The 15129-nt window shown below is 74.6% G+C and carries 8 protein-coding genes; 6 read left to right on the forward strand and 2 right to left on the reverse strand.

Annotated elements, in window-relative coordinates; all coding sequences use genetic code 11:
- Nucleotides 1–33: 33 nt before the first annotated feature.
- Nucleotides 34–4659, forward strand: coding sequence for a hypothetical protein (locus ACF1AG_RS23655; RefSeq protein WP_391810358.1), 4626 nt, complete (start codon nucleotides 34–36; stop codon nucleotides 4657–4659).
- A gap of 591 nt (nucleotides 4660–5250) precedes the next feature.
- On the opposite strand, the gene ACF1AG_RS23660 is transcribed toward ACF1AG_RS23655, so the two are convergent.
- Nucleotides 5251–6045, reverse strand: coding sequence for an IclR family transcriptional regulator (locus ACF1AG_RS23660; protein WP_387796871.1), 795 nt, complete (start codon nucleotides 6043–6045; stop codon nucleotides 5251–5253).
- 87 nt (nucleotides 6046–6132) lie between these two features.
- Entirely contained in the window at nucleotides 6133–6678 is a 546-nt protein-coding gene (locus tag ACF1AG_RS23665) for a hypothetical protein (protein ID WP_359603151.1), read from the reverse strand.
- Between the two features lie 419 nt (nucleotides 6679–7097).
- Between ACF1AG_RS23665 and ACF1AG_RS23670 the strand changes: the two genes are divergently transcribed.
- Genes ACF1AG_RS23670 through ACF1AG_RS23690 form a run of 5 tightly spaced genes read left to right on the forward strand, consistent with a single transcriptional unit; the run spans nucleotide 7098 to nucleotide 15107 of the window.
- Nucleotides 7098–10019: a nitrate- and nitrite sensing domain-containing protein gene (locus tag ACF1AG_RS23670; protein WP_391810359.1), complete on the forward strand. Its 2922-nt coding sequence runs from the start codon at nucleotides 7098–7100 to the stop codon at nucleotides 10017–10019.
- Entirely contained in the window at nucleotides 10016–10447 is a 432-nt protein-coding gene (locus tag ACF1AG_RS23675) for a roadblock/LC7 domain-containing protein (RefSeq protein WP_359603147.1), read from the forward strand. Before ACF1AG_RS23670 ends, ACF1AG_RS23675 begins: the two co-directional genes overlap by 4 nt.
- Before the next feature lie 9 nt (nucleotides 10448–10456).
- The gene (locus ACF1AG_RS23680) at nucleotides 10457–10852 is read left to right on the forward strand and encodes a DUF742 domain-containing protein (protein ID WP_359603145.1); all 396 of its coding nucleotides are present in this window, start codon (nucleotides 10457–10459) and stop codon (nucleotides 10850–10852) included.
- Nucleotides 10853–10876: 24 nt separating this feature from the next.
- The gene (locus ACF1AG_RS23685) at nucleotides 10877–14521 is read left to right on the forward strand and encodes a hydantoinase B/oxoprolinase family protein (RefSeq protein ID WP_391810360.1); all 3645 of its coding nucleotides are present in this window, start codon (nucleotides 10877–10879) and stop codon (nucleotides 14519–14521) included.
- Nucleotides 14502–15107, forward strand: coding sequence for an ATP/GTP-binding protein (locus ACF1AG_RS23690; protein WP_359752462.1), 606 nt, complete (start codon nucleotides 14502–14504; stop codon nucleotides 15105–15107). The genes ACF1AG_RS23685 and ACF1AG_RS23690 overlap by 20 nt, the downstream gene beginning before the upstream one ends.
- Nucleotides 15108–15129: the final 22 nt, after the last annotated feature.

Genomic DNA, 15129 nt, shown 5'->3' on the forward strand with positions numbered 1-15129 from the left:
CCCCCACCCCACGAAGCCTCACGAGAGTCCGCCATGTACGAGCTGTCCCGGGTCCGCCTCTACTCCATCGGACCGGCCGGCGCACGCTACGCCGACACCGTGCTCGACCTGCGCGGCGTCGGCGCCACCGTGCCGAACCCGGCACCGACGCAGGCGGAGTTCTTCGCGGACGAGCCCGTCGGCCCGCCCCGCCGTCCGGCGCCCGCCGGGGTGCTCTTCCTGGAGAACGGCGGCGGCAAGTCCGTCCTGCTCAAGCTGATCTTCTCCGTGATGCTGCCCGGCCACCGCAACACCCTCGGCGGCGCCAGCTCCGGCGTGCTGCGCAAATTCCTCCTCGCCGACGACTGCGGCCATGTGGCGCTCGAATGGCAGCACGTGCAAACCGGCGAGTGCGTCGTCGTCGGCAAGGTCAGCGAGTGGCGCGGCCGCCAGGTCTCCAACGACCCGCGGAAGTTCGCCGAGGCCTGGTACTCCTTCCGCCCGGGACCGGGGCTCAGCCTGGACAGCCTCCCCGTCGCGGAGGCCACCACCGTGCGTCCGCCCGTCGAGGGCCAGTCCGGCGCGCGCGGCCGGCGCCGCACCATGAAGGGCTTCCGTGACGCCCTCACCGAGGCGGGCAGGACCTACCCGCACCTGGAGGTGCACTGGGAGGAGATCCACGAGCGCTGGACCGAACACCTCGGCGACCTCGGGCTCGACCCCGAACTCTTCCGCTACCAGCGGGAGATGAACGCGGACGAGGGCGAGGCGGCCGGTCTCTTCGCGGTGAAGAGGGACTCCGACTTCACCGACCTGCTGCTGCGCGCCGTCACCGACACCCGTGACACCGACGGCCTCGCCGACCTGGTCGGCGGCTTCGGCAACAAGCTCGGCCGGCGCGCCGAACTCATCGCCGAACGCGACTTCACCGCCGGGTCGGTGGACCTGCTGGGCCGGATCGTCGAGGCCGCCGAGACCCGCACCCGCGCCCGGGAGATCCACGCCTCCGCGGAACGCCGCACCCGCGCCCTCGCCCGCCGGCTCTCCGCGCGCGGCGCCCAGGAGCGCGAGCGCGCGGCCGACCTCGCCCACCGCGTGACCTCCGCAGCCCACGCCGTCACGCAGGCCGAGTCCGCCCGCGCGCACAGCGCGTCCGTCGCCGCCGAACTCGCCTACCGGCACGCCTCGCTGGCGCTCGCCGCCGCCGAGAAGTCCGCCGCCGCCCAGAAGCGCGAACTGGCCGACGCGCGCACCCTGTACTCCGCCTGGCAGGCCGCCGAGTCCGTGCTGCGGCACCGCGCCGCCGCCGACCGGGTGGCACGGGTGTCCGCCGCGATCCAGGAGGCCGAGCGGGACGCCGCCCCGGCCCTCGCCGCCCGCGCCAAGGCCGCCGTCGACCTGGTACGCGCCCTGCACGCCGCCGCGCGGAACGCCGAGAACCTCGCCAACGAGGAGGAGGAGCGGTCCGCCGCCCTCCAGGAGGCCGGCGACGGCGCCCACCGCGACTCCACCGCCGCCGCCACCGAGGCGCAGCGCGCCCGCAGCGAGATCGGCCACCTGCGCCAGCGGCTCGCCGAGGTCGAGCAGGAGACCGCCGAGGCCGTCCGGTCCGGCTGGCTCGACGACAGCGCCCCGGACGCCGACCCGGCCCGCGCCGCCCTCGCGGCCAGCGACGCCGAGAAGACCACCGTCGCCGCCTGGGACACCGCCCGCGAGACCGCCCGACGGGCCACCGAACAAGCCCGCGAGGCGGCCGCCGCCGAGAGCCGCGCCGACCTCACCGCCGCCCGCGCCGCCGACGCGGCCACCGCCGCCGAGCGCGCCCACGAGGGCGAGCGCCGCACCGCCGAGGGCCTCGCCGCCGAGCAGAGGTTCGCGGAACTGCTCAGCCTGCCCGGCGCCTCCGGCAAGCGGCGGACCTCGGTACCCGGCCAGCGCACGGACTCCGACGGCGGGGCCGACGGCCCCCGCGAGGGCGGGCTGAGCGCGGAGGAACTCGACCGGTTCGCCGACGAGTTGCGTGAGCTGCTCGACGACGCCGTGTCCTCCGCCGAGCGCCAGCTGTTCGAGCTGCGCACCGCCGCCGCGGACGACGCCCGTATCCTCGGCGCCCTCGGTGACGGCGGACTGCTGCCGCCCGGCCCGGACGTGCTGGCCACCGTCGAGTTCCTCGGCGAGCACGGCATCCCCGCCCTCCCCGGGTGGCGCTACCTCGCCCAGGCCGTCGACCCCGCCGACCACGCGCGCGTGCTGGCCGCCCGCCCCGAGCTGGTCGACGGCGTCGTCATCACGGACCCCGACTCCCACGTGCGCGCCCGTGAGGCGCTCGGCGAAGCCGCCCTGCTGCCCCGGTCCGCCGTCGCCGTCGGCACGGCCGCCGCGCTGCTCGCGCCCACGCCGGCGGCCGACTCCGGCGACGTGTTCCTCGTACCGCCGAACCCGGCCATGCACGACGAGCACGCGGCCGACGAGGAGCGGCAGGCGCTGCGGGCCCGCGCCGCAGAGCGGGACGAGGAGATCCGCGCCCTGGCCGCCCGGCTCGGCAAGGACCGCGAACTCGCCGCCCGGCTCGCCTCGTGGCGCACCGGCTGCCCCGCCGGGCGCCTCGCCGAACTGACCGCCACGGCCGAGCAGGCACGGGCGTTCGCAGAGGAGACCGAGGCCGAGCTGGCAGAGGCGCGCAGTCTGCGGGCGGAGGCCGAGGAGGCCGCCGCCGAGGCGGTCCGGGTCCGTGACGAACGGCAGGAGGCCGCCCAGAAGGCCCGCCGCGCCGCCGACGCCCTGGCCGGACTCGCCTTCCGGCTGCGGGAGCGCGCGGGCTGGCAGGCCAAGCTGCGCGAACTGGCTGACGACGCCGCCGAGGCGGAGGCCCGCGCCCAGTCCTGCCTGGAGCTCGCCCGCGCCGCCGACGAGGACCGGCGCGCCGCCCAGCGCGCCGCCGACGACGCCCGTCGCACCGCCCGCACCCTGCGCGCCGAGCGCTCCGAGATCGCCGGCGCCCCCGACGACCTGCCCGAGGACGGCGACGGCGCTCCGCAGGCGTCCCTGCCCGCCCTGCGGGAGGCCTACCGTGCCGCGTCCCAGCTGTACGAGAAGGTCGGCGTCGGGGCCGACCTGCGCGCCGAGCAGGCCCGCGCGGAGAGCGACGAGAGCGCCGCCCGCGCCGAGCTGGACCGGCTCAGCAACAAGGTCCGCACCCGCGCCGAGCAGCTGCTCCAGTCGCCGGACGGCTCCGACGGGCCCAGCCGGCAGGCGGCCGCCGCCCGCGCCGAGGAACTGGTGCAGATCCTGGAGACGCGGATGTCCGGCGCGAGCGAGCAGCTCGGCCGGCTCCGCGGTGAGGCCGAGCGCCTCGCTCCCGCCGACGGCGAGGCGCATACGGAGCTTCCTGAGGAGCTGGTCCCGCGCGACGCCGAGCACGCACAGGTGCTCCTGCGCACGGCCACCGGCGAACTTGCCGCACACGAGGAGGAGTTGAGGCAGGCCAAGGAGGCGCACGCCGAGCTGCTCGCCGCCCACCGGGCCGCCGAGGACGCGGCCGGTGGCTTCGACGAGATCGCCGCGATGCTCCGCGACCTGCTGCGCGAGCACGTCGTCGAGGAGGAGCAGGAACGGCCCGAGCCGTACCCCGGCGGCCTGGAGGACGCCCGGCGGTCCGCCGCCGAGGCGCGACGTTCGCTGCGCGGCTGCGCCGCAGACCTGTCCGCCGCCGAGGCCGCCGTGCGCGAGGCGAGCGACGTGCTGGTGCGGCACGCCAACTCCACCCGCTACGAACAGGTCCGCACGCCCGCCCGCCAGCAGATCCGCGAACTGCCCGCCTCCGCACTGCCGGAGCACGCGAAGAAGTGGGCCGACGCCTTCGCCCCCCGGCTGCGGGTGCTCACCGACGAGCTGGAGCAGCTGGAGCGCAACCGCGACTCGATCGTGGACCGGCTGCGCGGTCTGGTCGAGTCCGCCCTCGCCACCCTGCGCTCCGCCCAGCGGCTGTCTCGGCTCCCCGAGGGCCTGGGGGAGTGGTCGGGGCAGGAGTTCCTGCGCATCCGCTTCGAGGAGCCCGACCAGGCCACCCTCACCGAGCGCCTCGGCGAGGTGATCGACGAGGCCACCCGCGCGGCCGTCAAGAAGAACTCCGACCTGCGGCGCGACGGCATGTCCCTGCTGCTGCGGGGCGTCGCCGCCGCCCTGAGGCCCAAGGGCGTGGCGGTCGAGATCCTCAAACCCGACGCGGTACTGCGCGCCGAGCGGGTGCCGGTCGGCCAGATGGGCGACGTGTTCTCCGGAGGCCAGCTGCTCACCGCGGCCATCGCCCTGTACTGCACCATGGCGGCGCTGCGCTCCAACGACCGGGGCAGGGACAAGCACCGGCACGCCGGCACGCTGTTCCTCGACAACCCCATCGGCCGGGCCAACGCGACCTATCTTCTGGAGCTCCAGCGGGCGGTCGCCGACGCGCTCGGCGTCCAGCTGCTGTACACCACGGGCCTGTTCGACACCACGGCCCTGGCCGAGTTCCCGCTGGTCATCCGCCTCCGCAACGACGCCGACCTGCGGGCGGGTCTGAAGTACATCAGCGTGGAGGAGCACCTCCGTCCGGGCCTGCCCCAGCCGGATCCCGGCGAGGAGACCCACAGCGAGATCACGGCGACACGGATGTTCAAGCGGCCGGCGACGACGAGCTGAGGGGCCGGGCGGAGCGCCCGCCCCGGCGCCCCGACCGACGGGACGGGCGGGCCCCCGGGGCGAACGAGTCCCGCCCGGCCCGGGAGGGGAGCCACGCGTCGCCATCGAGGGCGCGCCGGAAGGCCCAGTCGTCCCGCGCGCGGTCGAGCGGCGGCGCGGCGCGTGAAGTGGGCCCCCTGCCCGCTGGGAACGGAGCCCGCCCCACCTATCACTGACCGCCGTCGGCCTCGACGCCACACCCTGGGACCCGGTCCGGACGCCTCCGCCGTCGGCCTAGACGTCATGCTCTTGGGCCCGGTCCGGACGCCTCCGCCGTCGGCCTAGACGTCATGCTCTTGGGCCCGGCCCGGACTCCTCCGCCGGGGGCCTAGACGTTACGCCGCTGGGCCCGGCCCGGAGGCCTCCGCCGTCGGCCTAGACGTCATGCTCTTGGGCCCGGCCCGGACTCCTCCGCCGTCGGCCTAGACGTCACGCCCTGGGACCCGGTCCACGCCTCCGCCGTCGCTCGCGGACGCCACCGCCCACGCCGGTCCACCTCGACAAGTGGCGGCCGCACAGGCTGCCCCTCGCCGGCCGCGCCGCAGGTCCCGGCTAGAACCCGTACCCCATCCGCCGCGACAGCTCCGCCGCCGCCGCGGCCGTCCTGGCGCCCAGGGCGGGGATCCGGTCCGGGGTCATCCGGAAAACCGGGCCCGAGACGCTGATCGCGGCGATCACCGCGCCGTCGTGCGCGCGGACCGGGGCCGCGACGGCGACGAGACCGAGCTCCAGCTCCTCGCGCGTCGCCGCGTACCCCTGCTCGGGCACCCGCTCCAGCTCGGCGCGCAGCACGGACGCGTCCGTGACGGTGTGTTCGGTGAGCCGGCGCAGCGGGCGGGCCAGTTGCTCCTCGCGGCGCGCGGGAGTCATATGGGCGAGGAACACCTTGCCGCTGGACGTCGCGTGGAGCGCGGTGCGACGGCCCAGCCAGTCCTGCGCCGTCACCGCGGCCGTGCCGCGCGCCTGCATGATGTTGACGGCCGCGTGCTCGTCCAGTACCGCCGCGTTGACCGTCTCGCCCAGCTCGTCGGCGAGGTCGCGGCAGACGGGGACGGCCTCCTGGGACACGTCCAGCCGCACTGCCGCCGCGCCCGCGAGGCGCAGCACGCCGGCGCCGATGTGGTACTTGCCGCGGTCGCCGGCCTGACCGACCAGGCCGCGGTTCTCCAGGACGCCCAGCAGCCGGAAGGCGGTGGAGCGGTGCACGCCCATCTCGTCGGCGATCTCCGTGACGCCCGCCTCGCCGCGCCGGGCGAGGATCTCCAGCACGGTCACCGCCCGGTCCACGGACTGCACGGCGCCGCTCGCGCTCTTCCCCCGCTCCCCGGGGCGTCCCGCACGGGTCATGGCCGGCCCTCATTCATCCGTACACCCGGTGCACCGCGCCCGCCGGGCCGTGCGTCGTACGGGACGCCACCCTACCGACGGCGGGTGTTACGGGTGAGACAGCTGTCCGGCGCCGCCCCGCCGGCGTATTCGGGCGCGCTCGCGCTCGGCGGCGCGCTGCGCCCGGCGCGCCTGGCGACGCTCGCGGCGCAGCGCACGGGCCGTGCTGCTGGGCGTGGACACCACGCCGTGCCGCTGGTTCCACACCTGGCGGGTCACCCACACGTCCAGCACCGCCCAGGTGGCCGCGATCGTGCTGACGACGCTGCTGATGACCATCGGGAAGGCGAGCCAGGACCCGGCCAGCGTGCACAGCAGGGCCACCACGGCCTGGATCAGCGTCACCGCGATGATCAGCACCGCCCGCACCGCGGCCGTCCGCACCGGATCGGGCAGCCTGCGCCGCTTGGCCGGCTCCTCCACCCACAGCGGCCGGTACGCCACCCGGGTCCCGGCCGCCTCCCGGGCGGGTCCGTCGTCCGCCCGCCGCCCGGCCGCGTCCGACGTACGCGTGGCCGGCGCGGCCTGCTGCCGCGTCGCCTCCCGCGCCGCCGTGCCGTCGCCGGACGTCTCACGCCGCTCCGCCGTGCCCATCACCCGTGTCACTCCCCACCGCCGCCAGCCCGCTGCTGCTGTCCGAAGACCCGGCTCCCCATTGGCTGCCCGGGTTGCGCCGTTTTACGCCGCCCAGGTGCGGGACACGGCTCCTGTGGCCGATTCCGCCCCCATGTCCCGCAGGTAAGGACGCGCGGGGACCCGTGAAGATTCCCGGTCGGGAAAGATTCAGGCCAACCACCCTGTGAAACCGGGGAGAGAGGGCCGGGTAACTCGCCCCGGATTCCGGGAGGCAATCTCCCGTAATGGCCGGACAACTCCGCCTGAACCGACCGTGTGCCGGAATCGAACCCTCCGGAAGGGTCTTCGAGTTGCCCCCGGGGCGGTAGTAGGCTCGCGCCGTTTGTTGACGCACATGTGTGCCCCCGGTCGCCCGGAGGGCCGAGCTGGGGGAGGCCATGCGCTTTCGCGGGAAGTCCATCCGCCGGAAGATCGTGGCGCTGCTCCTCGTGCCGCTGGTGTCCCTGACCACGCTCTGGGCCTTCACCACCTTGCTCACGAGCCGTGAGGCGAGCCACCTGTTCGACGTGTCGTCGGTGATGGAGAAGGTCGGCTACCCCGTCGAGGACACCGTCCGCGTGCTCCAGCAGGAGCGGCGCCAGACCCTCGTCCATCTCGCCGACCCCCGCGCCTCCGACGGCCTCACGGCCCTCAAGGCGAGCCGCGCCGCCACGGACAGGGCCGTGGCCGCCGTCCGCAGGAGCGCCTCCGGCAGCGGCGTGCGCGAGGCCATGCACGGCAGTTCCGACAAACTCGACGCAGCCCTCGACTCGTTCGAGGGCATCGAGTCCCTCCGCCGCAGCGTCGACGACGGCACCGTCGACCGCCGCCAGGCGCTCGACCTCTACAACCGCCTCGTGGACCCCTGCTACGTGCTGCTGTCCGACCTGCACGTGGTCGAGGACGTCGGCCTGGACAAGCAGTACCGCGCCCTGGTGAACCTCTCCCGCGCCCGTGAACTGCTCGCCCGCGAGGACGCCCTGCTCGGCTCCGCCCTGATCGTCGGCAAGCTGGCCCCCACCGAGGTGCGGGACGTCTCCGACCTGATGGCCCAGCGGACCCTGCTGTACGAGACCGCCCTGCCGCAGCTCCCCGCGGACGAACGCGACCGCTACGACACCTTCTGGGGCAACGCCACGACGGCCCCGCTGCGGGTCGGCGAGCAGGCCGCCGTCTTCGCCGAGGACGGCGAGCCCCGCGGCGTCACCGCCAAGAGCTGGGACACCGCCGCCGGCAAGGTGCTCGACGAACTCGGCGCCCTCAACGACCAGGCGACCGACCGCTACCAGGAACGCGTCCGGCCCGTCGCCATGGGCGTCATCGCCAAGGCCGTCGCCGCCGGTGTGCTGGGCCTCCTCGCCCTGCTGTTCTCCCTGTACCTCTCCGTGCGCGTCGGCCGGAAACTCATCCGCGACCTGAGGCAGCTGCGACTGGAGGCCCACGAGGCCTCCGGGGTGCGGCTGCCCAGCGTGATGCGCCGCCTCTCGGCCGGCGAACAGGTCGACGTCGAGACCGAGGTCCCGCGCCTCGAGTACGACAAGAACGAGATCGGCGAGGTCGGCCAGGCCCTCAACACCCTCCAGCGCGCCGCCGTCGAGGCCGCCGTCAAGCAGGCCGAGCTGCGGTCCGGCGTCTCCGAGGTGTTCGTCAACCTCGCCCGCCGCAGCCAGGTGCTGCTGCACAAGCAGCTCACCCTGCTCGACGCGATGGAGCGCCGTACCGACGACACCGAGGAACTCGCCGACCTGTTCCGGCTGGACCACCTGACCACCCGTATGCGACGGCATGCCGAGGGCCTGGTCATCCTCTCCGGCGCCGCGCCCTCCCGGCAGTGGCGCAAGCCCGTCCAGCTCATGGACGTCGTACGGGCCTCCGTCGCCGAGGTCGAGGACTACGAGCGCATCGAGGTCCGCCGGCTCCCCAGGGTCGCCGTCACCGGCCCCGCCGTCGCCGACCTCACCCACCTGGTGGCCGAACTGCTCGAGAACGCGACCGTGTTCTCCCCGCCGCACACCGCCGTCCAGGTCGTCGGCGAGCGCGTCGGCAACGGCTTCACCCTGGAGATCCACGACCGCGGCCTCGGCATGGCCGCCGACGCGCTGCTCGACGCCAACCTGCGGCTCGCGGAGACACCGGAGTTCGAGCTGTCCGACACGGACCGGCTCGGTCTGTTCGTCGTCAGCCGGCTCGCCCAGCGGCAGAACGTCCGCGTCTCCCTCCAGCCCTCCCCGTACGGCGGCACCACGGCCGTCGTCTTCATCCCGGACGCACTGCTCACCGACGACGTGCCCGACACCAACGGCGTCGGATTCCGCCTCGACCGCCCGCACCGTACGGAGAAGGAACCGGCGGACAGCGGCCGCGCCGCGCTCTCCCAGGTGCCCGTGGCCCTGCCCGGGCTGCCCGCCTCCGTGCTGGACGGACCGGTCGAGCTCGAGGCGCCCGTCGACCTGGACGCCCTTGACGGCTTCCCCGCACTGGACGACGAGGACGGCGAGCACGGCGGCCTGTTCCGGCCCCGCCGCTCCCACCCGGACGACGAGCGGCCCGGCCGCTACACCGCGCGCCACGAGACCGCCGGCGACGACCGCGGCACGGCCGGCGAGCGGCGGAGCGGACCCGTGCCGCTCACCCGCCGGGCGACCCCCAAGCTGGTCAGCTCCCACGGCCGCCCGGTCCGCGACCAGCGGGCCCGCGGCGGACGCACCGACGACGACACCGCCGCCCCGCACACCCGCCCCGACGCGGACGAGCCCCCACCGCTGCCGTCCCGGCGCCGCGGCGACACCAGCCGCCGTGCCATCGGCCGTGCCGGCGCCGAACCCGTGTCGGAGCTTCCCGCACGCGACAAGGAGCAGCCGGCCGCGGAGACACCGCCGCCCCTGCCCGGCCGGCGCCGCACCACCGGGCCCGCCCGCCCCGCCGACGGCACCGGGGAACGGGACGCCACCCCGGCGCCCGGTCCCGCGCCCGCGGGCCCGGCCCACGGCACCCCCGCCCGCCGCCCCGCGACCACGCACGGCGGCCCCGACGACTCCTCCCCGGTCACCGGCGACACGGACACCGGCACACCGCAGCCCGACAGCGCGGCACTGCCCCGGCGCGTGCGGCAGGCCAGCCTGGCCCCGCAGCTCAAGCGTGACGCCGCGACCCGGAAGACCGACCGGGCCCGACCCGTCGAACGGGACGCGGACGAAGTACGCAGCCGCATGGCCTCGCTCCAGCGCGGCTGGCAGCGCGGCCGGGAGGAGAACGCCGCGGGCGACGACGCCGACAGCGGCACAGCACCACGACGAAGGACTAAGGGGGACGGTCGATGACCGAACCGAGCGCCACCGGCCACACGAACGACAAGGGCGAGCTGAACTGGCTCCTCGACGACCTGGTGGACCGCGTCGCCAGCATCCGCAAGGCGATCGTGCTCTCCGGCGACGGCCTGCCCACGGGGGCCTCCAAGGACCTCACCCGGGAGGACAGCGAGCACCTGGCCGCCGTCGCCTCCGGCTTCCACAGCCTCGCCAAGGGCGTGGGGCGCCACTTCGAGGCCGGTGAGGTCCGCCAGACCGTCGTCGAGCTCGACGAGGCGTTCCTGTTCGTCACCGCCGCAGGGGACGGCAGCTGCCTGGCGGTCCTCGCGGACGCCGACTCCGACGTCGGGCAGGTGGCCTACGAGATGACCCTCCTGGTGAAGCGGGTGGGCGTGCACCTGGGGGCCGCGCCACGCAACGATCTGCCCTCGGGCGGGTAGTGGACCGACATGAGCGATCACGGTCAGGGTAGTAGCCACTGGTTCGACGACGAGGCCGGACCGGTCGTCCGTCCGTACGCCATGACGCGGGGCCGCACCACCAGTGCGGCCCAGCACCGCCTCGACCTGATCGCCGTGGTCGTCGCGGAGCCGCACGCGGACGACGCGGAGGACGACCCCTCCCTCTCCCCGGAGCACGTCGACATCGTCGGGCTGTGCCGCGACACGCCCCAGTCGGTCGCCGAACTCGCCGCCGGCCTCGACCTGCCGGTGGGCGTGGTCCGGGTTCTCGTGGGTGATCTCGTGGACGCGGAATTCGTCCATGTGAACCGGCCGGTACCCCCGGCGGAGCTGCCGGACGAGAGTATTCTGCGCGACGTGATCAACGGCCTCCGGGCGCTGTGACCGGCGCGGAAGCGGGGTAGTGACGTGACAGGCTGGCAGTTCTGGGTCGACCGAGGCGGCACCTTCACCGACATCGTCGCGCGCCGCCCCGACGGCCGGCTGCTCACCCGTAAGGTCCTCTCCGACAACCCCGACCCGGACCGCGCCGGCCCACCCGGCGCCGACGCGGCCGTGGTCGGCGTCCGCGCGCTGCTGGACGGCTCCGGCGACCCCGTCGACGTCGTCCGCATGGGCACCACCGTCGCCACCAACGCCCTCCTCGAACGCAAGGGCGAGCGCACCCTGCTGGTCGTCACCCGGGGCTTCCGCGACGCCCTGCGGATCGCCTACCAGAACCGCCCGCACATCTTCGCGCGCCGCATCGACCTGCCCTTACCGCTCCACGAGCGGGTCGTCGAGGTGGACGAACGCGTCGCCGCCGACGGCACCGTGCTGCGCGCCCCCGACCTGGACGCCCTCGAAGGCCCGCTGCGGCAGGCGTACGACGACGGGATCCGGGCCGTCGCCGTCGTCTGCCTGCACGGCGACCGCCACCCCGCCCACGAACAGGCCGTCGGGGCACTCGCCGCCCGTACCGGCTTCCCGCAGATCTCCCTCTCCAGCGAGACCAGCCCGCTGATGAAGCTGGTGCCGCGCGGGGACACCGCCGTCGTCGACGCCTACCTCTCACCCGTGCTGCGCCGCTACGTGAGCCAGGTCGCCGACGCGCTCGAAGGCGTACGGCTGATGTTCATGCAGTCCAACGGCGGGCTCACCGAGGCCCGGCAGTTCCGCGGCAAGGACGCCGTCCTGTCCGGACCGGCCGGCGGGATCGTCGGCATGGCCCGCATGTCGCAGCTCGCCGGCTTCGACCGGGTCATCGGCTTCGACATGGGCGGCACGTCCACCGACGTCTCCCACTTCGCCGGCGAGTACGAACGCGTCTTCACCACGCAGATCGCCGGGGTACGGCTGCGCGCGCCGATGCTCGACATCCACACCGTCGCCGCCGGCGGCGGCTCGGTCCTGCACTTCGACGGCTCCCGTTACCGCGTCGGACCCGACTCGGCGGGCGCCGACCCCGGCCCCGCCTGCTACCGGCGCGGCGGCCCGCTCGCCGTCACCGACGCCAACGTCATGCTGGGCCGCATCCAACCCGCGCACTTCCCGGCCGTGTTCGGCCCCGGCGGCGACCAGCCGCTCGACGCGGACGTGGTCCGCGCACGCTTCACCGCGCTCGCCCGCGAGATCCACGAGAGCACCGGAGACGACCGCACCCCCGAACAGGTCGCCGAGGGTTACCTCCGGATCGCCGTCGCGAACATCGCGGCCGCGGTCAAGCGGATCTCCGTGCAGAAGGGCCACGACATCACGCGGTACGCCCTCACCACCTTCGGCGGGGCGGGCGGCCAGCACGCCTGCATGGTCGCCGACTCCCTCGGCATCCGCACCGTCCTCGTGCCGCCCATGGCGGGCGTGCTGTCCGCCCTCGGCATCGGCCTCGCCGACACCACCGCGATGCGCGAACGCTCCGCCGAGGACCCGCTGGAGCCCGCCGCCATGCCCCGCGTCCACGCGATCGCGGACGAGCTGGAGGAGGCCGCCCGCGCCGAACTCCTCGCCGAGGACGTCCCCGAGGAGCGCATCGAGGTCGCCCGCCGGGCCCAGCTGCGCTACGACGGCACGGACACCACCCTCACCGTCGGGCTCACCGACCCGGACACCATGCGGCGCGCCTTCGAGGACCGGCACCGCGCCACCTACTCCTTCACCCTCGACCGCCCGGTCGTCGTCGAGGCCCTGTCCGTCGAGGCCACCGGCACCACCGGACCCCCTGACCTCTCCGCCCTCGCCACCTGGTCGGGCCGGCCCGCCGCACCCGTCACCGTCCGCCTGCACACCGGCGGCGCCTGGCGCGACGTCCCGCTCCACCGCCGCGAGGACCTCCCTCCCGGCGAGACCGTCACCGGCCCCGCGATCATCGCCGAGGACGGCTCCACGACCGTCGTCGACGACGGCTGGCAGGCCGCGACCACCGACGACGGGCACCTGGTCATGGAACGCGTCGCGGTCACGCGGGCGTCCGGCGTCGACACGGAGGTCGACCCGGTCCTGCTGGAGATCTTCAACAACCTCTTCATGTCCGTCGCCGAACAGATGGGCGCCCGCCTGGAGTCCACCGCCCAGTCCGTCAACATCAAGGAACGCCTGGACTTCTCCTGCGCCCTCTTCGATCCCGACGGGAACCTGGTGGCCAACGCCCCCCACATCCCCGTCCACCTGGGCTCGATGGGCACCAGCGTCAAGGAGGTCGTCCGGCGGCGCGGCACCTCCATGCGCCCCGGCGACACCTACGCCGTCAACGACCCGTACCACGGCGGCACCCACCTGCCGGACGTCACCGTGATCACCCCCGTCTTCGGCAACTCCGAGGACGGCACGGAACCCGAGGTCCTCTTCCACGTCGCCTCCCGCGGCCACCACGCCGAGATCGGCGGCATCGCGCCCGGCTCCATGCCCGCGAACAGCCGCACCATCGAGGAGGAAGGCGTCCTCTTCGACAACTGGCTGCTCACCGAGAACGGCCGGTTCCGCGAGGAGGAGACCCTCCGCCTGCTCACCGAGGGGCCCCACCCCTCCCGCAACCCGGCCACCAACCTCGCCGACCTGCGCGCCCAGATCGCCGCCAACCACAAGGGCGTCGAAGAGGTCGGCCGCATGATCGACACCTACGGACTCGATGTCGTCCAGGCCTACATGCGGCACGTCCAGGACAACGCGGAGGAGGCCGTGCGCCGCGTCCTCGACGCCCTCGACGACGGCGAGTACGCCTACGAGACCGACTCCGGCGCCGTCATCCGCGTCAAGGTGGGCGTGGACCGCGCCGCACGCTCCGCGACCATCGACTTCACCGGCACCTCGCCGCAGCTCGCCACCAACTTCAACGCGCCGTTCTCCGTCGTCGACGCGGCCGTCCTGTACGTCTTCCGCACCCTGGTCGACGACGACATCCCACTCAACGACGGCTGTCTTCGCCCGCTGCGCATCGTCGTCCCGCCCGGCTCCCTGCTGGCGCCCCAACCCCCGGCCGCCGTCGTCGCGGGCAACGTGGAGACCTCACAGGCCGTCACCGGCGCCCTCTACGCGGCGCTCGGCGTCCAGGCCGAGGGGTCCGGCACCATGAACAACGTGACCTTCGGCAACGCCCGCCACCAGTACTACGAGACCGTCGCGTCCGGCTCCGGCGCCGGCGACGGTCACCCCGGGGCGTCCGTCGTCCAGACCCACATGACCAACTCCCGGCTCACCGACCCGGAGATCCTGGAGTGGCGGCTGCCGGTCCGGCTCGACGAGTTCGCCGTACGCCGGGGCAGCGGCGGCGCCGGACGGTGGCGCGGCGGCGACGGAGCCGTGCGCCGCATCCGCTTCCTGGAGCCCATGACCGTCTCCACGCTGTCCCAGCACCGCAGGGTGCCGCCCTACGGCATGGCGGGCGGGCTCCCCGGAGCGACGGGCGCCAACCGGATCGAGCGGGCCGACGGCACCGTCACCCGGCTCGCCGGCAGCGACTCGGCGGACGTCGGCCCCGGCGACGTCCTCGTCATCGAAACCCCCGGCGGCGGGGGATACGGCCCGCCGCCCGACCACCATCGAGCAGGAGAAGAGACCGATGATCTTCGGGCGTTCTGAGCGCGGCAAGCCCCCGGTCGAGCCCGTCACGCTCAAGATCCTGGTGGCCGGCGGCTTCGGCGTGGGCAAGACCACGCTCGTCGGCGCGGTCAGCGAGATCAGGCCGCTGCGCACCGAGGAACTCCTCACGGAGGCCGGGCGGCCCGTCGACGACACCAGCGGTGTCGAGGCGAAGAGCACCACCACCGTCGCCATGGACTTCGGGCGCATCACCCTGCGCGAGGACCTGGTGCTGTACCTGTTCGGCACGCCCGGCCAGGAGCGGTTCTGGTTCATGTGGGACGAGCTGTCCGAAGGGGCGCTCGGTGCGGTGGTCCTCGCCGACACCCGGCGCCTGGAGGACTGCTTCGCCGCCGTCGACTACTTCGAGCGGCGCGCCATCCCCTTCGTGGTCGGCGTCAACTGCTTCGAGGGCTCGGCCCGTTACCCGGAGGACGCGGTACGCCGGGCCCTCGACCTCGACGACGACGTACCGCTGGTGCTGTGCGACGCGCGCGACCGCGAGTCGGTCAAGGAGGTCCTGGTCGGCGTCGTCCAGCACGCCATGACCCAGTCGGCGCGGCGGCGCAGCGCGGTCACCACCTGACCCGGCCGCGAGGGCGCGGCCC

It is taken from the genome of Streptomyces sp. NPDC014764 (assembly GCF_043082785.1).
Lineage (GTDB): Bacteria > Actinomycetota > Actinomycetes > Streptomycetales > Streptomycetaceae > Streptomyces > Streptomyces althioticus.